Annotated in this window: 18 protein-coding genes and 1 tRNA gene; 12 read left to right on the top strand and 7 right to left on the bottom strand. The window is 58.1% G+C overall.

Translation table 11 applies throughout. The features are described 5' to 3' along the window. Positions 1-26: 26 nt before the first annotated feature. Positions 27-272 (bottom strand): penta-EF hand family protein, encoded by a 246-nt coding sequence (locus ACR0J2_RS02915; RefSeq protein WP_170614941.1) that lies wholly within the window; start codon positions 270-272, stop codon positions 27-29. Positions 273-799: 527 nt separating this feature from the next. Next, a complete protein-coding gene (locus ACR0J2_RS02920; RefSeq protein ID WP_480811610.1) occupies positions 800-4,420 on the bottom strand; it encodes a vitamin B12-dependent ribonucleotide reductase in 3,621 nt (1,206 codons plus the stop codon). A gap of 583 nt (positions 4,421-5,003) precedes the next feature. Between ACR0J2_RS02920 and ACR0J2_RS02925 the strand changes: the two genes are divergently transcribed. Beyond that, positions 5,004-5,399 (top strand): hypothetical protein, encoded by a 396-nt coding sequence (locus ACR0J2_RS02925; protein WP_480811611.1) that lies wholly within the window; start codon positions 5,004-5,006, stop codon positions 5,397-5,399. 9 nt (positions 5,400-5,408) lie between these two features. On the opposite strand, the gene ACR0J2_RS02930 is transcribed toward ACR0J2_RS02925, so the two are convergent. The 4 genes from ACR0J2_RS02930 to pdxH all read right to left on the bottom strand — a co-directional run bounded on the left by ACR0J2_RS02930 (position 5,409) and on the right by pdxH (position 7,257). Next, positions 5,409-5,485, bottom strand: a tRNA-Pro gene (locus ACR0J2_RS02930). Positions 5,486-5,528: 43 nt separating this feature from the next. Beyond that, positions 5,529-5,996: a DUF192 domain-containing protein gene (locus tag ACR0J2_RS02935; RefSeq protein WP_170614938.1), complete on the bottom strand. Its 468-nt coding sequence runs from the start codon at positions 5,994-5,996 to the stop codon at positions 5,529-5,531. 6 nt (positions 5,997-6,002) lie between these two features. After that, positions 6,003-6,509, bottom strand: a complete 507-nt coding sequence (locus tag ACR0J2_RS02940) for a cold-shock protein (protein WP_480440326.1) — start codon at positions 6,507-6,509, stop codon at positions 6,003-6,005. A 142-nt stretch (positions 6,510-6,651) separates the two neighbouring features. Further along, positions 6,652-7,257: a pyridoxamine 5'-phosphate oxidase gene (pdxH, locus tag ACR0J2_RS02945; RefSeq protein WP_170618969.1), complete on the bottom strand. Its 606-nt coding sequence runs from the start codon at positions 7,255-7,257 to the stop codon at positions 6,652-6,654. A gap of 134 nt (positions 7,258-7,391) precedes the next feature. On the opposite strand from pdxH, the gene fabI reads away from it, so the two are divergent. From fabI to trpE, 5 genes are all read left to right on the top strand, one after another. Further along, positions 7,392-8,198: an enoyl-ACP reductase FabI gene (gene fabI / locus ACR0J2_RS02950; RefSeq protein ID WP_170614935.1), complete on the top strand. Its 807-nt coding sequence runs from the start codon at positions 7,392-7,394 to the stop codon at positions 8,196-8,198. Positions 8,199-8,202: 4 nt separating this feature from the next. Then, complete coding sequence (gene gpt, locus ACR0J2_RS02955; RefSeq protein WP_170677266.1) at positions 8,203-8,712, top strand: xanthine phosphoribosyltransferase; 510 nt, start codon at positions 8,203-8,205, stop codon at positions 8,710-8,712. Between the two features lie 66 nt (positions 8,713-8,778). Next, a complete protein-coding gene (locus ACR0J2_RS02960; RefSeq protein ID WP_480811612.1) occupies positions 8,779-9,954 on the top strand; it encodes an aminotransferase in 1,176 nt (391 codons plus the stop codon). A gap of 86 nt (positions 9,955-10,040) precedes the next feature. Beyond that, a complete protein-coding gene (locus ACR0J2_RS02965) occupies positions 10,041-11,882 on the top strand; it encodes a peptidyl-prolyl cis-trans isomerase (protein WP_480811613.1) in 1,842 nt (613 codons plus the stop codon). A gap of 12 nt (positions 11,883-11,894) precedes the next feature. Continuing rightward, a complete protein-coding gene (trpE, locus tag ACR0J2_RS02970) occupies positions 11,895-13,406 on the top strand; it encodes an anthranilate synthase component I (protein ID WP_480811614.1) in 1,512 nt (503 codons plus the stop codon). Between the two features lie 55 nt (positions 13,407-13,461). Here trpE and ACR0J2_RS02975 read toward each other — a convergent pair whose 3' ends face one another. After that, positions 13,462-14,874, bottom strand: a complete 1,413-nt coding sequence (locus ACR0J2_RS02975; RefSeq protein WP_480811615.1) for a divergent polysaccharide deacetylase family protein — start codon at positions 14,872-14,874, stop codon at positions 13,462-13,464. A 195-nt stretch (positions 14,875-15,069) separates the two neighbouring features. On the opposite strand from ACR0J2_RS02975, the gene ACR0J2_RS02980 reads away from it, so the two are divergent. The 6 genes from ACR0J2_RS02980 to lexA all read left to right on the top strand — a co-directional run bounded on the left by ACR0J2_RS02980 (position 15,070) and on the right by lexA (position 19,894). Further along, positions 15,070-15,651 (top strand): anthranilate synthase component II, encoded by a 582-nt coding sequence (locus tag ACR0J2_RS02980; protein WP_480811616.1) that lies wholly within the window; start codon positions 15,070-15,072, stop codon positions 15,649-15,651. Beyond that, positions 15,648-16,667, top strand: coding sequence for an anthranilate phosphoribosyltransferase (gene trpD, locus ACR0J2_RS02985; RefSeq protein WP_170805640.1), 1,020 nt, complete (start codon positions 15,648-15,650; stop codon positions 16,665-16,667). Before ACR0J2_RS02980 ends, trpD begins: the two co-directional genes overlap by 4 nt. Next, a complete protein-coding gene (trpC, locus tag ACR0J2_RS02990; RefSeq protein WP_480811617.1) occupies positions 16,664-17,476 on the top strand; it encodes an indole-3-glycerol phosphate synthase TrpC in 813 nt (270 codons plus the stop codon). The genes trpD and trpC overlap by 4 nt, the downstream gene beginning before the upstream one ends. Beyond that, positions 17,476-17,949 (top strand): cyclic pyranopterin monophosphate synthase MoaC, encoded by a 474-nt coding sequence (gene moaC / locus ACR0J2_RS02995; RefSeq protein ID WP_480811618.1) that lies wholly within the window; start codon positions 17,476-17,478, stop codon positions 17,947-17,949. Before trpC ends, moaC begins: the two co-directional genes overlap by 1 nt. Continuing rightward, positions 17,946-19,118: a molybdopterin molybdotransferase MoeA gene (locus tag ACR0J2_RS03000; RefSeq protein ID WP_480811619.1), complete on the top strand. Its 1,173-nt coding sequence runs from the start codon at positions 17,946-17,948 to the stop codon at positions 19,116-19,118. Before moaC ends, ACR0J2_RS03000 begins: the two co-directional genes overlap by 4 nt. A 77-nt stretch (positions 19,119-19,195) precedes the next feature. After that, positions 19,196-19,894 (top strand): transcriptional repressor LexA, encoded by a 699-nt coding sequence (gene lexA / locus ACR0J2_RS03005; RefSeq protein ID WP_170614924.1) that lies wholly within the window; start codon positions 19,196-19,198, stop codon positions 19,892-19,894. Positions 19,895-19,897 lie beyond the last annotated feature (3 nt).

A 19,897-nucleotide genomic window follows, 5' to 3' on the forward strand; every position in this document is an offset into this window, starting at 1 on the left:
CTCAGGCCGCTTTCCCGCACCCGGATTTAGCCGTCGCTGGATGGAAGCAAACCCGCTTCCTGTGCGACGGCAATCTCGGCCTGATCCAGCGCGCCGTCGCCATTTGCATCCATGGCCGAGAACCCGTCTGCGTCGACATCGGGCAGAATTGCCTGCACTTCTTCGATTGTCAGTACGCCATCCCCGTTTGTGTCCACTGAGGATTGAGCGACGGCCAGTGTGGGCAATCCAAGTACGATTGCTGAGAATACAGCCAGATTTTGGCGTTTCATTTCGGTGCCTCCTGAGAGTTTTGTTGTCTGTTTTCTGTCCGGACAGGCCCCAGAAACACCCGAGTGACGTCTTCTGTCACTCGCAATGGTTGAGGGTGTGCAATTAAGGCCAATCATTGCGTGTTTTGCAGAGTCGCATCTGCGGTCCACCGCCAAGAAAAACACTCGAGGTTCTGGTCGGCGGATCTTGCCCGATGACAGGAGCGCATTCCGGCAAGGCTTTGCTCAGGTCAAAAAAGAAAGGGGGCCGAAGCCCCCTGTCAGTTTCGCCTTCCAGGCTCGTATCGTTGACCGCCCGGTGTTTTTTTGCCTGCGGCCTGGACTGCGCATGGGACGAGCGCACCCGCCCCGTGAAAGAGTGGGAAGGACCGATATTCCGCCCCACCCTGTTCCCGGCCAACACGGGCATGTCGGCCGAGTGGAGAAAGGTCAGTTGGTAAGTCTCAGAGCCTTTCTCCGTATTCGTCGGGGCCGGTCACTGTGGCAGCATCCGACCCCTGCGCCCCGGGGTGCCAGGGCGCTAAACGTCAGCTACACCCGCTTGTCGCGCCACAGGTGTTGCATTTCATGCAGGTACCGTTCCGCACCAGCGTGTAGTTTCCGCATTCTCCACACGGGTCGCCCTCGTATCCCTGCATCTTCGCCTTCGTACGGGCGTCCATGCTGGTCGCGACGGCTGTCTCCGCAACCGGTGCCGCAAATTGCGCTGCGGATTCGGCCATGCCGTTCGCGCCGGACTGCCCGCCATTGAACACCATCAGGTCCTGCGGCAATCGCTTGCGAAGGTAGCCAGTCGAACTGATTTGCTTCAGTACTTCCAGGGACTTGGACGCCGCAGTTTCGCTAATTTCCGAAACGTTCGACAACCCGTCTTCCTCTCCCCGGCCCAGATCATCAAAGGTTGCGCCTTCGGGCTTCACATGGGCCAGGTCGGTGCGGTCGAGATAAGACACCGCCAGTTCGCGGAAGATGTAATCCAGGATCGACGTCGCGTTCTTGATCGAGTCGTTGCCCTGTACCATCCCTGCCGGTTCGAACTTGGTGAAGGTGAACGCATCCACGAACTCTTCAAGCGGTACGCCATATTGCAGACCAACCGACACAGCGATGGCAAAGTTGTTCATCATCGCCCGGAAGCCGGCACCTTCCTTGTGCATGTCGATGAAAATCTCACCCAGCTTGCCGTCCTCGAATTCACCGGTCCGCAGATAGACCTTGTGGCCACCCACGATCGCCTTTTGAGTATATCCCTTTCGGCGATGCGGCAGTTTCTCGCGATGGCTGCGGATCATTTCCTTGACCACAACCTTCTCGATCACTTTCTCGGCCAGAACGACGGCTTTTTCCTGCGCCGAACCGCTTTCCAGCACTTCTGCCGCTTCGTCGTCATCCTCGACCAGCGCCGCGGCCAGAGGCTGCGACAGTTTCGAGCCGTCGCGATACAGCGCGTTGGCCTTCACACCCAACGACCACGACAATTCATAGGCCTTCTGGCAGTCCTCGATGGTCGCGTCATTCGGCATGTTGATCGTTTTCGAGATCGCGCCCGAGATGAAGCTTTGCGCTGCTGCCATCATGGTGATGTGGCTATCAACCCCAAGGAAACGCTTGCCTTTCTTGCCGCATGGGTTGGCGCAGTCGAAGATCGAATAGTGTTCTTCTTTCAGATGCGGCGCACCTTCCAGCGTCATGGTTCCGCAGACATGGTCGTTCGCCGCGTCGATATCCGCTTTGGTAAAGCCCAGATGGCGCAGCAGATCGAATGTCGGGTCATTCAGCTTGGTGGCTGGGATACCCAAAACGCCGGTGCAGAAGTCCTCGCCCAATGTCCACTGGTTGAAGACGAACCGGATATCAAAGGCGCTTTCCAGCGCGGCATCCACTTTGGCCAATTCATTCGGGCCAAAGCCATGTCCGGTCAGCGAGGTGTGGTTAATCCCCGGCGCGTTGCCGATGGTGCCGTGACCAACCGCATAACCCACGATCTCTTCAATCTGAGACGAGGAATAGCCCAGCTTCTCCAGCGCCGACGGCACCGAGCGGTTGATGATCTTGAAATAGCCGCCACCCGCGAGCTTCTTGAACTTCACCAGCGCAAAGTCCGGCTCGATCCCGGTAGTGTCGCAATCCATCACCAGGCCGATGGTACCGGTCGGCGCGATCACCGTGGCCTGCGCATTGCGGTAACCGTTCTTTTCACCGAGGCTCAGCGCCTCATCCCAGGCGGACATGGCCAGGTCGATCAGACGCTTGTCCGGACAGTTGCCGTGGTCCAGAGGCACCGGCTTGACGGCCAGTTTCTCATATCCATTGGTCACACCTTGTGCGGCACGGCGATGGTTGCGGATAACGCGCAGCATATGGTCGGCGTTGCGCTCGTAGCCTTTGAACGGGCCAAGCTCGCCTGCAATCTCCGCCGAGGTCGCATAGGCCACACCGGTCATGATTGCAGTCAACGCGCCACAGATCGCACGCCCCTCATCCGAGTCATAGCTGTAGCCCATGTTCATCAGCAGGCCGCCGATGTTTGCGTAACCCAGACCCAGCGTGCGGAAGTCATAAGACAGCTGCGCGATTTCCTTCGACGGGAACTGCGCCATGGTCACCGAGATTTCCAGCGTCAGGGTCCACAGGCGCGAAGCATGCATGTAGTCCGCCGCCTGAAACTCACCATCCTTGAGGAAGGTCAGCAGGTTCATCGAGGCCAGGTTACAGGCCGTGTCGTCGAGGAACATGTATTCCGAACACGGGTTCGACCCGCGAATCTCACCATCTTCGGGGCAAGTGTGCCATTCGTTAACGGTGTCGTGGAACTGGATACCCGGGTCAGCGCAGGCCCATGCGGCGTGGCCCACCTTCTCCCACAGATCGCGTGCTTTGACGGTCTTGGCGACCTTGCCATCGGTGCGGTTGATCAACTCCCAATCCGCGTCTTTTTCAACGGCGGTCAGGAACGCATTGGTCACGCGGATCGAGTTGTTCGAGTTCTGACCTGAAACCGAGCTGTAGGCTTCCGAATCCCAATCCGTGTCGTAGGTCGGGAACTCGATGCTGTCGTGTCCCTGCCGCGCGTAATCCAGCACGCGCTTGATGTAAGTCTCTGGGATCGCGACTTTCTTCGCCTCGCGCACCGCTTTCTTCAGGCTATCATTCTTGTTGGGGTCGTACGCGTCGTCTTGCGCGCCGTCCCAGCTTCGGATGGCCTCGAAAATGCCGTTCAGCATCTTCTCGTGCATCTTCGATCCGGCAACGATCGAGGCCACCTTCTGCTCTTCGATCACCTTCCATTCGATGAATTGCTCGATGTCCGGGTGATCTGCATCGACGATCACCATCTTTGCTGCTCGACGGGTTGTCCCGCCTGATTTGATCGCGCCAGCGGCGCGGTCGCCGATCTTGAGAAAGCCCATAAGGCCCGAGGACTTACCACCACCCGACAGCGCCTCACCTTCTGCACGCAGATGGCTGAAGTTGGTCCCGGTACCAGAGCCGTATTTGAACAGGCGCGCCTCGCGCACCCACAGATCCATGATGCCGCCTTCGTTCACCAGATCATCATCGACCGACTGGATGAAGCACGCGTGCGGCTGCGGATGTTCGTAAGCGGATTTCGATTTGGTCAGCTTGCCGGTTTTGTAATCGACATAGTGGTGGCCCTGAGCCGGACCGTCGATGCCGTAAGCCCAGTGCAGACCGGTGTTAAACCACTGCGGGCTGTTCGGCGCCGCGCGCTGGGTGGCCAGCATATAGCGCATCTCATCAAAGTAAGCGCGCGCATCATCCTCGGTTGAGAAATACCCGGCTTTCCAGCCCCAATACGCCCAAGCGCCGGCCAGACGGTCGAACACCTGCTTGGACGAGATTTCGCCGTCAAACTCAGCGTCTTCAGCGGGAACCGAGCGCCACAGGAATTCGGGAACGTCCTTTTCTTTGACTTTCTTCAGCTTGGACGGAACACCAGCCTTGCGGAAATATTTTTGGGCGATGACATCGCTGGCAACCTGGCTCCAGCTTGAAGGGATTTCGATATTCTCGAGACGGAAAACAATTGTCCCATCCGGGTTGCGGATTTCGGATGTTGCCGAAACAAATTCCAGATCTGCATATGCATCCTGCCCGGATTTGGTGAATTTTCTGTCAATCTTCATGTCCGCCGCCCTAGCTACAACCAGCTTAATTTTCGGTTTTCGACACCAAATCTTGTTTGCGGGGTGTCGACCGCCTGCCACCGATTTCCGGACAAAAGGGTATCGGTCGCTGCCTTTGACAGCGCATAGCCGAACAATTCGGCTGCACGTGGCATTGGTATGCTTTCCGTCCCTCGCCCGTTGCCTTATTCTGGTAAGTGCCTACCAGATATTGTGGCACGTCTTTCGGCCCATACAATCTGACGTATATACCCATATGTGGTCAACGGGCTTTTTCGATCTTTTTTCAAATCTTTTTTGTTGACCTCATCCCATGACGAGTCCGCAATTCACTTGTCCACGATTCCTCCACAGGTAAGACGCACCCACGCAGGACCTGACAGCCGGTCGGCTCAAATTGATTTCTCTTTTTTCTCGCCGTGGTTATCGGCCAATTATCATGCAACGCGATGTTAATGCTCGGGCCAGAGAATCATCGTCCCGCGCGCCGGTCCCGTGTCATAGTGAAATCATCGCTAAAATCTGAACCCTGTTGGTTTTACATATGAATCTGCTTCATCTGCTGCCAGTTGCCGCGCTGATCGTGTCCTGCACACCACAAGACACGTCCCCGTCATCGCGCAGCGCTCAATTCCCGGAGTATCCCCAAAAGCTGTTCAGTGCGTTTGAAACCGACTGCGCGGGCCCGGGCAACAAATATGTAAAAACCGACCGAAACACCGTCGAATGTCGTGAGTTGCTGCCCCCCGACATGACGGCCTATCTGATTCTCAACTTTGACGGTTATCCTCAAAACCTGCCGCAGATCGTGACGTATCTGCATTCCAGCAAGATCCAGGCTGGCTATCGGGTGGATGCCGAGTTGTTTTTTCTGGTTCCGCAGAAAAGTGGGAAAACCGTGAAGATCCCAGTGCAAAGCGAGATGGTTAATCGCGATTTTTCGCGGCTGTACACCGAATTTGGTGGAAACCCAATTTAATCTTGGAAGTGGTCGGGGCGGCAGGATTCGAACCTACGACCCCCTGTACCCAAAACAGGTGCGCTACCAGACTGCGCCACGCCCCGGACCGTGCGCCTTCCTAAACGTGCCGATTTGATTTGAAAAGCCCTAACAGGGCCAAATCGCAGGTCCGCGCGAAAAAACTTTGTGCCGCATCTGGGAACCGGGCGTTATCAGGTACCGCGCCGCGAGACCGGCATTAATTTCCAATACCGCAAATACCTTACCCCCGCCGTCGACAGGGGTCAGATCACCCGGAACCGCATTGTGGTGCACTTTCATTACGGACCCGGACTGATCCAGAAAAATCATGTCCAAGGGAATCAGCGTGTTCTTCATCCAGAACGCCACGGGTTGCGGCGGATCGAAGACAAACAGCATCCCCGACTGTGTCGGCAGTGATTCCCGAAACATCAATCCGCGCGCACGGTCCTGAGGCGAGATCGCAAGTTCGATATCAAACCGAATGTGAGTTTTGTCGTTCCGGACATAGATCCTGTCTTCCCGACAGGCCGCCAACGCGGTTTCAGCCCACATTACTGAAAGAATAATGAGAACCGAGAGAAACCTGATCATTGGCACTTAGGCGTCCAGAGCAGCTTCCCAGGCCAGAACCTGCGCCGCCATACGTCCCCGCTTGCCGTCGATGACACGCATCGCCAGGGCCTCGCCCGGCTGAAGATCGGCCAGCCCGGACCGGCGCAGAACCTCGATGTGAAGAAAAACGTCTTCATCACGGCCAAAGACATTTGCAAAGCCAAAGCCCTTGCCCTTGTCGAACCATTTGACGCGCGCCGCCTCAAGCGGTGCGTTGGCAATCACGACCGGGTCAAGATCGGCGAAATCGGCCAGCAGCATGGCATCTGCACGTGCGGGAGGATCGACGCTCACGACTTCGACCGCCTGAACTCCGCGATCAGTGCGATGCGTCATAATCTCGATACCGGCGCCATCGGCGACCGAGCTTTGCCCGAAATTGCGCAACACGTTCACATGCAACAGAATATCCGGGCCGCCTTCGTCGGACACAACAAATCCGTACCCCTTTGCGGGATCGAACCATTTAACGTGTCCACGTACGCGGTACATGTTGTTCAGATCTTCTGGCACTGTTTTCCCATCGCGAAAATTAGCACTTCGTTAAGGGTTTGATGTGTATGGGAATGGCGCGCAAATTCAAGCTGAAAAAAATCATTGTTTTCTGCGTGTTGCATTTCACGATACGCGAACGTCATGGATTCAACCTCTGCACTTGCCACGCGGAACCCGATTGATCCCGCCGCCATCTGAACCGATCATGCAAACGAAATGCACCATCGGCCCAAAACTCGATTTCCGTCGGCTCCAACCGATACCCGCCCCAGAACGGCGGGCGTGGCGGATTGGGTCCAAGCTTCGCCGTTACTTTTGCCACTTCCGCCATCAGAACCGATCGGCTGCTCAGCGGCTGCGATTGTTTGGAAGCCCAGGCCCCCAAACGGCTTTTCAGTGATCTCGAGGCATAGTATTCATCCGCCTTCGGACCATCCTCGCGCGATATTGTACCACGAACTCGGATCTGCCGCCGCAAGGATTTCCAGTGCATGACAAAAGCCGCTTTGCCGGCACTTTCCAGTTCCACTGCCTTGGCGCTTTCATAGTTCGTGTAGAATACAAAGGCGTCCGGCTCGATTTCCTTAAGCAGAACCATGCGCACATTGGGCATCCCGTCCGAATCTACGGTCGCCAAAGCAATCGCATTCGGATCGTTAGGTTCAGACTCTCTGGCCTCGCCCAGCCACCGCTCCGCCAATTCAAACGGATCAGTTCCGGCAAAAATGCCGCTACGCTCGTTCATTTCCATCCCCTGGAAAGTAATGTTGACGACCCTAAGGCGAGAACCCGCTGCGGGCAAGACCCGCTCAGCCTTGAAGCAGCGCATCCAATGGCCTAAACCACTCTGATAAAACCGGGACAGGCGGAGATCCAAATATGTCTAATCAGTTGATGGCCGGAAAACGCGGCCTCATCATGGGACTGGCCAATGACAAATCAATCGCATGGGGAATCGCCCGCGCCCTGTCCGAAGCAGGCGCTGAGCTGGCGTTCTCGTATCAGGGCGATGCGTTGAAAAAACGGGTTGACCCACTGGCGGCCCAGTTGGGCAGCGATATCGTGTTGCCCTGTGACGTCAGTGATGAGGCATCCATTGACGGGTTGTTCGCGCAGCTTTCTGAAAAATGGGGCAAGCTGGACTTTATCGTCCATGCCATCGGATTCTCGGACAAGAACGAACTGCGCGGGCGCTATGTCGATACGTCACGGGCTAATTTCAACCTGACGATGGACGTGTCGGTCTATTCCTTTACCGCAGTGATGCAGCGCGCAGAAAAACTGATGTCCGAAGGCGGCAGCGCAATTACGCTGACCTATTACGGGGCCGAGCAGGTGATGCCGCACTACAACGTGATGGGCGTCGCCAAGGCCGCGCTGGAGGCATCGGTCAAATATCTGGCTGAAGACCTGGGCAAGGACGGGATTCGCGTAAACGCTATTTCCGCGGGTCCGATCAAAACACTGGCGGCAAGCGGTATCGGCGATTTCCGCTATATCATGAAGTGGAACGAATATAATTCGCCCCTGCGCCGGAACGTGACCATCGACGATGTCGGCAAATCCGCCTTATACCTGTTGTCCGACCTCAGCAGCGGTGTAACCGGTGAAAATCTGCACGTGGATTCGGGGTATCACATCGTCGGCATGAAAGCCGTCGATGCGCCGGATATTGAAAAGGGTTGATCAGATGAGCGCCAAAGACCGCTTGCCGCACGAAAAAGGGTTTCATATCAGCTGGGACCAGATTCACCGCGATTCCCGCGCCCTGGCGTGGCGTCTCGATGGCCAGGGGCCCGACGACGGCGCCTGGCGCGCGGTCGTGGCCATCACTCGGGGCGGTATGGCTCCTGCGATGATCGTCAGCCGGGAACTGGATATTCGCACGGTCGATACGATCAGCGTCCGCTCGTACCATCATCAGGAACAAGGCGAGGCCGAAGTGCTCAAGGCGCCTGATGCCAACCTGATGGGCGACGGTACCGGTGTGCTGATCATTGATGACCTGGTCGACAGCGGCAAAACGCTGGAACTTGTACGCGACATGTATCCCAACGCGCATTTCGCCACAGTCTACGCCAAGCCCAAAGGTCGTCCGATGGTGGACACCTTCATCACCGAGGTCAGCCAGGACACCTGGATTTTCTTCCCCTGGGACATGGCCCTGCAATATGTCGAGCCTTATCGCGGCACCGATTGATCCCACGCCGCGGTTTCTTCTGTTCAAAATACCACGGAGCGCGGGGCAGTGCCTCGCAAAAACCGCATGACACATACACGCACCACCGCCACTTTCGCCCCTCCGGTGATGGAGGCGCGACGCTGGCTGGAAGGCGTCGAGTTTCCCGAAGACCGGCCTCTGATCAATGTCAGTCAGGCCGCGCCCGTGGACCCTCCGCCACTCGAACTGCGAAAGGCAATGGCAGAGTTCGCGATTTCCGAAAACAGCGCCCATCTTTACGGGCCTGTGTTGGGCAATACCGACCTTCGCACAGAACTGGCCCGCCAGATCGGGGCACATTATCAGTCCCATGTCGAACCGGAACAGGTCGCAATCACATCAGGATGCAATCAGGCATTTTCTGCTGTGATCGCCGCGATCACGGATCAGGGGGACGAGGTTATCCTGCCAACCCCTTGGTATTTCAATCATAAAATGTGGCTCGACATGGCTGGTGTGCGGGCTGTTGATCTTCCCACGGGTGATGATCTGCTGCCGGACGTGGCCCGGGCCCGAGACCTGATCACCGAAAAGACACGCGCGATTGCGCTGGTCACTCCGAACAATCCAGGCGGCGTCGAATACCCCTCGGAACTGGTTGGGGCGTTCTATGATCTTGCCCGTGAGGCCGGCATCAAACTGTTGGTGGACGAGACCTATCGGGATTTCGACAGCCGGTCCGGTGCTCCGCATGAACTGTTCCGTCAACCCGACTGGCAGGATACGTTTATTCATCTCTACTCGTTTTCCAAGGCCTTCCGCCTGACCGGCCACCGGGTCGGAGCCATCGCGGCAAGTCCACAACTTTTGGCCGAGATCGAAAAGTTTCTGGACACGGTTGCTATCTGCCCGGGTCAAATCGGCCAGTTCGCCGCGCTGTGGGGGATGCAGAACCTGTCACAATGGCTTGCGTCCGAACGTGCTGAAATCCTGGATCGTCGTGCGGCCATCGCGGAAGAGATGCCCAGACTGACGGCCAAGGGCTGGCGGTTGCTTGGGCTGGGTGCGTATTTCGCATATCTTGAACATCCATTCGACATTCCGTCAGATGAGCTTGCCCAAAAGCTGGTGGCCGAGGCTGGTGCTCTGCTGTTGCCAGGTACCATGTTCACACCCACTGAGGATGCGGCGGGCCAACGGCAGGTTCGCATCGCTTTTGCCAACATCGACCGCGTCGGTATCGAACGTTTGTTCGACCGTCTTCAGGCGCTTTCCATCTGATCTTGCCCCCCGGCGGTACGCGTCGTATTCAGGGCCGCAACCAATAGGGCAGTCATCTGCCGACAAAAGCATGAAAGAGGGCATCCATGGCCGCAGGCATGAAAAACCTATCAAAGACCTTCGTCTGGATTCTCATGGGCTTGCTGATGCTTGGACTTGCAGGGTTCGGCGCCGTAAACCTCAGCGGTACGGTGCGGACGGTGGCGCAGGTCGGCGATGAAGTGGTTCCGATCAACGCATATGTGCGCGAACTGCAGCGTGAAATCCGCGCGGTCGAGGCCCAGACAGGTCAGGCCTTGCAAATGTCGCAGGCACAAGAGTTGGGACTGGGCCAACTGGCGCTGTCCCGTCTGACGGCTCTGGCTGCGTTGAACAACGAGGTGGCTCAGCTGGGCGTATCGATTGGCGATGAAAACCTGCAGAAGGAAATCGTCGCGATCCCGGCATTTCAGGGCGTGGACGGAAGTTTCGACCGCGAGACCTACCAGTTCCAACTGGAACAGGCGGGGATGACCGATGCCGAGTTCGAAGCTGATCTTCGCAAGGAATCCGCGCGGACCATTGTCCAAGGGGCGGTTGTCGGCGGCGTCGTAATGCCTGCAACGCTGTCGGACGTATTGACGGACTATGTCGGTGCAAGACGCAGCTTTACCGTCGCGACACTTGGGGCCGATGCCCTGACCGCACCGATTGCTGAACCCACGGATGAGCAGTTGAAAACGTATTACGACGAAAACACGGATCGTTTCACCCTGCCCCGCACCAAACGCCTGACCTACGCGATCCTGTCGCCCGAAATGTTGCTCGACAGCGTTGAAGTCCAGGACGACGCCTTGCGCAGCCTCTATGATCAGCGCATCGCCGAATTCCAGCAACCGGAGCGACGCCTCGTCGAACGGCTGGCCTTTTCGGACGAAGCGGCCGCTATGGATGCCATGGCGCAGATCGAGGTTGGCGGCACGACATTTGAACAGCTAGTGCGCGATCGCGACCTCGAACTGAGCGACATTGATCTGGGCGACGTGACCCGCGAAGACCTCGGCGAAGCGGCCGATGCTGTTTTTGAGGCAGATCTTGATGCCGTGGTTGGACCTCTGCCGTCCGTGTTTGGCCCTGCGCTGTTCCGGATCAACGGATCACTGGCAGCAAACAACATCCCGTTTGAAGACGCTGCCCCTGACCTGCGCGAGGAACTGGCAGCCGAGCGTGCACGGCGTCTGATCGAGGCGCAGGCCGAGGACATCAACGACATGCTTGCCGGTGGGGCCACCCTGGAAGAACTGGCAGGCGAAACCGAGATAGAACTGGGCCAGATCGAATGGACCCGTGAGAACGAAGAAGGTGTCGCCGCATATGAGGGCTTTCGTGCCGCTGCCGAAGCCGTTCGCGAAGGCGACTTCCCCGAAATCGGCTTTCTCGAAGACGGCTCGATTTTTGCATTGCGCCTGAATGAGGTTCTGCCGCAGCGGCCTGAACCGCTTGAGACCGCCCGTGACCGTGTGGCCGAGGCATGGGTTCAGGCTGAAACAGGCAAGGCCTTGCAGGATCAGGCCAACACTGTCTTGACCCAACTGGCGACCGACGGCGACTTTGCCGCGACAGGTTTGCCGTTCCGGGTAGAAAACGCCTTGACCCGCACCGCTTTCCTTGATGACGCTCCGGTCGGATTCATGACCCAGGTCTTTGAAATGGAGCCGGGGGAATTGCGGGTTGTCCCCGGCAATAATGCCGCCCTGATCGTCAGGCTGGATGAACTGCTACCGCCGGCTGAGACCGACGAACTGCGCCAGATGAAAGCCGCGCTGGAAGTCCAGATGAACCAGGCACTGGCTCAGAACATTTTTGACGCCTATGTGCGCGATGCCCAGACTCGTGCCCGCCCAGTTATTGATCAGCGTGCGCTGAACGCCGTGCAGGCGAGCTACTAAAAGAGAGCGGACATGGCCCTGACCCCAGAATTTGACGCATTCGCGCGTGCCTACGAGGCAGGCGCGAATCAGGTCGTCTATACCCGCCTGGCCGCCGATCTGGACACGCCCGTCTCGCTGATGTTGAAACTGACGGGGGCTCAGAAGGACGCTTTTGTTCTGGAATCGGTCACGGGGGGCGAAGTCCGCGGGCGCTACTCGATCATCGGTATGAAGCCGGACCTCATCTGGCATTGCCATGGTAAGACGTCCTCGCTGAACCGCTCTGCCCGGTTCGATCCGGACGCCTTCGTGCCGCAGGACGGCAATCCTATGGACAACCTGCGGTCGCTCCTGGCCGAATCCCGCATCGACCTGCCTGAAGAACTGCCGCAGGCTGCGGCGGGGCTGTTCGGCTATCTTGGCTATGACATGGTGCGGCTTGTCGAATACCTGCCGGATGTGAACCCCGACCCGCTGGGCCTGCCGGATGCGGTGATGCTGCGCCCGTCGGTGATCGCGGTACTGGATGGGGTCAAAGGCGACGTGACAGTCGTGTCCCCTGCCTGGGTCAGCGAAGGTCAATCCGCCAAGGCCGCCTATGCGCAGGCTGCCGAACGCGTCATGGATGCTGTCCGCGATCTGGAACGCGCGATGCCGACCGAATCCAGGGATCTGGGTGATGCGCATGAGATCGCCCCACCCGTTTCGAACTTCACCAAATCCGGCTATATGGAAGCGGTTGAAAAGGCCAAGGAATATATCCGCGCAGGCGATATCTTTCAGGTGGTTCCGGCCCAGCGTTGGACACAGGAATTCCCGCTGCCGCCTTTTGCGCTGTATCGATCCCTGAGGCGCACAAACCCTTCGCCGTTCATGTTCTATTTCAATTTCGGCGGATTTCAGGTTGTCGGCGCAAGCCCGGAAATTCTGGTACGTGTCTTCGGGGATGAAGTTACGATCCGCCCCATCGCCGGCACCCGTCCGCGCGGAGCGACGCCGGAAGAGGACAAGGCGAACGAAGTCGATTTGCTTGCCGACAAGAAAGAACTGGCCGAGCACCTGATGCTGCTGGATCTGGGCCGCAATGACACCGGGCGCGTTTCCAAAATCGGCACCGTGCGCCCCACGGAAGAGTTCATCATCGAACGCTACAGCCACGTGATGCATATCGTCTCGAACGTGGTTGGCGAACTGGCAGAGGACAAAGACGCACTGGACGCGTTCTTTGCAGGGATGCCTGCGGGCACGGTCTCGGGTGCCCCGAAGGTGCGCGCGATGGAAATCATTGATGAACTCGAACCCGAAAAGCGCGGTGTATACGGCGGCGGCGTCGGATATTTCAGCGCCGGCGGCGACATGGACATGTGCATCGCCCTGCGGACGGCAATCGTTAAGGACCAGAAACTGTACATTCAGGCCGGCGGCGGTGTTGTTTATGACAGCGACCCCGAGGCGGAATATATGGAAACGGTTCATAAATCGAACGCGATCCGGCGCGCTGCGGCGGACGCCGCCCGATTTATGGGATCAGGAAACAGCTAAAGAAAAAGGCGGCGATACACCGACCAGCCGCCTTTTATTGAATTTTCCCTGACGTTTACTGAACTTCTTTCAACATAACGGCCGAGATCGGTGCCATTGCAACCCGGTTGCCGCGATCCTCAAGCCCCCACAGCAGCAGTGCGGAAATCGTTTCTGGTCTCAAACGTCCCAGCATCACAACCGTTCCCTGCTGCCCGGCCCGGAATGCAGCCTGATCCAGAAAGCGGCGCATGATCTTCGGGTCCTGCCTTGCTCCGTCAATGTCGCGGAACACGACACCTGAAGGTGTCCCGTTGCGGGCGGCGAGTTTCTGAACCGTGTTCAAACCGTTGTCCTGCGTGATCAGACCGCGCCCGGTTCCGGCCGCAATCGCCGCCACCTGATCCGCCACCTGACGATTACCCTGAATGCCGGTGTTTACACCTTCCAGAATACCCACCGTTTCCGGCAGCGTCTCGAACCAGACCGCCAAAGACACCTCGGCGTCCTGTGCATTTGCGGCTTCCGGCAAGTCCGCGATGGCCATTACTTCAAAACCGGCCTCGCGGTGGCGCGCCATCTTTTCAGCGGCGTCAGGATCCGACGGGCTGATCGCAAAACTCAGCGGATAGGGAAAATCACGCAAAGCCTCGGCCCCAAAGGCACCTTCGTCGTCAATGAGGATGATCGACATCAAAGGCTTGGATTCCGGGTTTTCGAAGCTGGCCGCGTATGCCTCGATCGGTTTTCCGACCGGCACCTGCTCGGTCTCTTCGGCTTCCACAACAGGGTCGTCCCGTTCAGTCAAGGGAACCACGCGCCTGCCAATTGTCGAGCCCGCCGTTGCGGGCTGATCGCCCCCGATCTGCGGCAAGGTCGCGATACGGGGCAGATTGCGAGGAAGAGTATCCTCATCCCCTTCCACGGCAATGGGGCTGTTTTCAAACGGATTCTCAACCTTCGGTTCTTCCGGCGTGCCCGGCAGTGGTGCTGGCTCAGCTTCCGGTTCCAGAACGGCCACATCTTCGGCTGGTGGTGCCGGAGGTTCAGGCGCGGTATCGGCCACCTCAGGCAAAGATTCGACCTGTGGCGTGCCAGCGGGAATTGCAGGAGCGGGTGGTGCAACCGGTGCGTCGGGGGCAACCGCAACTTCAGGTTCGGGCGCTACGTCCGGCGTTTCGATTGCGGGCTCACTCTCTCCTACGACGGGTTGCGTATCCGGCGTGGGGTCGACTTTTGTCACCCCTGCAAGGGAATCTGATTGTTCATCGACGGGTTCCGGTGCTTCAGGCGGAAGTTCGACCAGATCGGCGTCGGTTCCGGCATCCGGTGCATCGGCCGTCGACACCGGATCCTCGAGCGGCGCAGGTTCGGGTGCGTGCGTTGAGACGGCCGGTTTTGACGACAAAGGCGCGTTCAACGACAGAACCGCGCCCAAAGCCAGCACGACAACCGCACCGGCGATTATTCCTCCGACAAATCCGCCCATTTCTTTTGCCTCTCGTCTTTCTCTGCGTCGATCGCTTCTGCGCCGTCTGCTGCGGCAATTCCCTGTCAGGTCCGTCCTTTGCGGGATGTCCCCTTGACGCTGCCCCACAAGCCTGAGCATGTATGTCCCGACATTATACCGTGGCCCGTGGTTGCATCGCCAGCCCGAAATGCCCAAGCCGAGACAAGTGCCCAAATGCTGCTGCTGATCGACAACTACGACTCGTTTACTTACAACCTGGTACATTATTTGGGCGAACTCGGTGCCGAAATGGTCATTCGCCGCAATGATGCGCTGGACGTGCAGGAGGCAATGGCCATGAACCCGGCCGGCATTCTGCTCAGCCCCGGTCCCTGCGACCCGGATCAGGCCGGGATTTGCCTGGCCCTGACGCAGGCGGCCGCCGAGACACGGACTCCGTTGATGGGTGTATGTCTTGGACATCAAACCATCGGACAGGTCTTTGGCGGGAAAGTCGTGCGGTGCCACGAGATCGTACATGGTAAGATGGGCGTCATGCACCACACAGGCAAAGGGGTCTTCTCGGGCCTGCCTTCCCCGTTCGAAGCAACCCGGTACCATTCACTGATCGTGGAGCGCGAAAGCCTTCCTGATTGCCTTGAGATCACGGCCGAACTGGAGGACGGCACCATCATGGGTCTGCAGCATCGGGATTTGCCGATCCACGGCGTCCAATTCCACCCCGAATCCATCGCATCGGAGCATGGGCACGCACTGTTGAAAAACTTCCTGCAAGAACTGAAAGTCCCCGCATGAGCGACGCACTGAAACCGCTGATCGGGGCCGCGGCCGACCGCCCACTGACCCGTGCCGAGGCCGAGCAGGCCTTTGGCATTCTTTTCGATGGCGAAGCCACGCCCAGTCAGATTGGCGGGTTGCTGATGGCCATGCGCACACGCGGTGAAACCGTGGATGAATACGCCGCGGCCGCCGCCGTCATGCGCGCAAAGTGCAATGCCGTCAAAGCACCACCCGGGGCAATTGACATCGTTGGCACCGGTGGCGATGGCAAGGGTACGCTGAACATCTCAACCGCAACCGCCTTTGTTGTGGCGGGCGCAGGTGTAACTGTGGCAAAACACGGCAATCGCAATCTCAGCTCTAAATCCGGTGCGGCAGATGCGCTGGGGCAACTGGGCATCAACGTGATGGTCGGTCCGCAAACAGTTGAAAAAGCTTTGAAAGAAGCTGGCATTGGCTTCATGATGGCGCCCATGCATCATCCGGCAATTGCCCATGTGATGCCAAGCCGACAGGAACTTGGCACACGAACGATCTTCAATATCCTCGGCCCGCTTACGAACCCCGCCGGAGTAAAACGGCAACTGACCGGTGCGTTCAGCCGCGATCTGATCCGGCCCATGGCCGAAACCCTGGGCTTGTTGGGGGCGGAGCACGCCTGGCTGGTTCACGGTTCGGACGGAACCGATGAACTGACAATCACCGGCGTCAGTTGGGTTGCCTCTTTGGAAGACGGGACCGTTAAGGAGGTCGAACTGCACCCCGAAGATGCCGGACTGCCCGTGCATCCGTTCGAAGATATCCTTGGCGGCACACCGGAAGAAAACGCAGTTGCGTTCCGGGCACTACTGGATGGCGCACCATCGGCCTATCGTGATGCCGTTCTGCTGAATTCTGCTGCAGCGCTTGTCGTTGCGGATGCTGTAAGTGACTTGCGCGACGGCGTAGAAATGGCCGTTGAGAGTATCGACAGCGGCAAAGCCCGGGAAAAAATCACAACTCTTGCCCGAATTACACAGGAAGCCGCATGACCGAGACCGTTCTGGACAAAATCAAAGCCTACAAACTGGAAGAGGTTGCGGCAGACAAGGCGAATAAGTCCCTGGAAACGCTGGAAAGTGAGGCACGCGAAGCACCCGAAGTTCGTGCGTTCGCCGAAGCATTGCACACCGCCGCGCGTTCTGGGTATGGGCTGATCGCAGAGATCAAGAAAGCCAGCCCGTCGAAAGGGTTGATCCGCCCGGATTTTGATCCGCCCGCACTGGCCAAAGCGTACGAGGATGGTGGTGCCGCCTGTCTTTCTGTTCTGACCGATACCCCCAGTTTCCAAGGCGCGAAGGAATATCTTGTTCAGGCGCGCGAGGCCGTTTCCCTGCCGGTTCTGCGCAAGGATTTCATGTACGACCCCTATCAGGTGATTGAGGCCCGTGCGCTTGGTGCCGATTGCATTCTGATCATCATGGCGTCCGTCGAGGACTCTCAGGCCGCCGAATTAGAACAGACCGCATTCGATTGGGGCATGGACGTCCTGATCGAAGTACATGACGAGGCAGAACTTGAACGCGCGGCAGCTTTGAAAAGCCCGTTGATCGGAATAAACAACCGTAATCTCAAGACGTTCGAGACCACTCTTGACACAACGCGGCGACTATCGAAGCTGGTTCCGGCCGATCGAACCATCGTCTGTGAAAGCGGTCTGGGATCGCCAGATGATCTGGCTGATATTGCCCGATACGGCGCGCGCTGCTTCCTGATCGGCGAAAGCCTGATGCGTCAGGATGATGTCGAGGCAGCGACCCGCGCCCTGTTGGCGCGTCCTCTGGTTCCCGGGGTAATGTGATGCCATTGACCCATTTTGACGCTCAGGGTCAGGCGCATATGGTGGATGTGTCGGACAAGGCCGTGACGGACCGTATTGCCGTTGCGGCCGGCCACATCAGGATGGCACAGGAAACCTTTGAAATTATTTCCGAAGGTCGGGCCAAAAAGGGTGATGTACTGGGTATTGCGCGCCTTGCGGGCATCATGGGTGCAAAAAAGACGCCAGACCTGATCCCTCTGTGCCACCCCCTGCCAGTTACAAAAGTATCGGTGGAACTGACCCTTGATCCCGACCTGCCCGGTGTTCGGATTGAGGCGACGGTTAAGACGTCCGGACAGACCGGCGTCGAGATGGAGGCGTTGACCGCCGTGTCTACCGCTGCATTGACGGTGTATGACATGGCTAAGGCCGTGGACAAGGCGATGGAGATCGGAGGCATCCACGTTCTTCTGAAAGACGGCGGAAAATCAGGGCGTTATGAGGCGGAATGATCACCGTTGATGAAGCCCGGGAACTGCTGTTTGACCTGGTTGAACCATTGCCAGTCGAACATGTCCCGCTTGCCCAATCCGCAGGCCGCGTTCTGAATCAAGATGTAGCAGCCACGCGTGATCAGCCTCCATTCGCGGCATCATCAATGGACGGATACGCCGTCAAATCGGCCGAAGTTGAACTTTATGCAATGTTCAAACTGGTGGGTGAATCGGCAGCAGGCCAACGTTTCGAAGGAACTGTCGGCCCGGGACAGGCCGTTCGGATCTTCACCGGCGCTCCAGTACCGGATGGTGCCGATTTCGTGGTCATTCAGGAAGATGTCGAGCGCCGGGGGGATCTGATCACCATATCGGATACACCTGGTCAGAAAACGAACATACGTCCTGCCGGAGTGGATTTCAGAGCCGGTGCCCAAATCACCGCGCCGCGCCAGATTCGTGCCGAAGACGTGGCGCTGATGGCTGCCATGAACATCCCGGTCGTTCCTGTGACACGCAAACCGGTGGTCGCGTTGATCTCGACGGGCGATGAACTCGTGATGCCCGGCGAAACACCCGGCCCGGATCAGATCATCGCCTCCAACACCTTTGGCTTGTATGCATTGCTGCAGGGGTTGGGCGCCGAGGTGCGAATGCTGCCGATCGCACAGGACACGGTCTCATCCCTTGAAACCGCATTCGCTCTGGCGAAAGGAGCGGATCTGGTGGTTACGATTGGTGGTGCGTCAGTTGGCGACTACGATCTGGTGTCTGACGTTTCGCAAGGTCTTGGGATGCAGCGCGCCTTCTACAAAATCCGTATGCGCCCGGGAAAACCGTTGATGGCAGGACGTTTAGGGGATGCAGCTATGGTGGGTCTGCCGGGCAACCCGGTCAGCGCCATGGTATGTGGCTACCTGTTCCTCGCTCCCATGGTTCGACGGATGCTGGGGTTGGAGCAGACGCTGCAACCGCTCAGATCCGCGAAACTGACTGAACCAGTAGGAGACAACGGCCCGCGCGAACATTATATGCGTGCCATTCGGGACGAAAACGGTATCCGGGCCTGTGCGGATCAGGACAGTTCCCTACTTAGTGTTCTGGCACAGGCGAATGCGCTGATTGTTCGCCCTCCGCACGATCCCGCACGCGATACCGGTGACGAGGTTCAGTACCTGCCGATCTGAAAACCGGCAAATCCGTTGACACAAAACGTGAACATGCGTAGAACAAAAGAAAACGCATGACCATCGAGGTGTGAGCAATGCTGACCAAGAAGCAATTGGATTTGCTGGAATTCATCCACAAACGCGTGCAGTCGGACGGTGTTCCGCCAAGTTTCGATGAAATGAAGGCGGCGCTGGACCTCAGATCGAAATCCGGCATTCATCGCCTGATCACTGCATTGGAAGAACGCGGGTTTATCCGACGCCTCGCCCACCGGGCGCGCGCGATCGAGATCGTGAAGCTGCCTGAAAGTCTCGGTGGCGAACCCACGGCCGCATTCTCGCCCCGCGTGATTGAAGGTGACAAACCAGCGGGCCCGCGCCCTGCGAATTTCGAACCTGTTTCAGTCGACGCACTGGAATTGCCGGTCATGGGGCGGATCGCTGCTGGTGTCCCGATCGAAGCGATCAGCCATGTATCGCATCGCGTGGCGGTTCCCGGCACGATGGTGTCCGGCAAGGGCGAACACTATGCGCTTGAGGTTCGCGGTGACTCGATGATCGATGCCGGGATCAACGACGGTGACGTGGTTGTAATCCGGGAAACATCGACCGCAGACAACGGCGATATCGTAGTGGCCCTGGTTGAAGAGCAGGAAGCAACATTGAAACGGTTCTTCCGCCGTGGCCAAGCCATTGCGCTGGAAGCCGCAAACCCGGCCTATGAAACCCGTGTTCTGCCCGAGGACAAAGTCAGGGTTCAGGGGCGACTCGTCGGCCTGATCCGAACTTACTGACCG

It is taken from the genome of Ruegeria sp. CG4 (assembly GCF_056537185.1).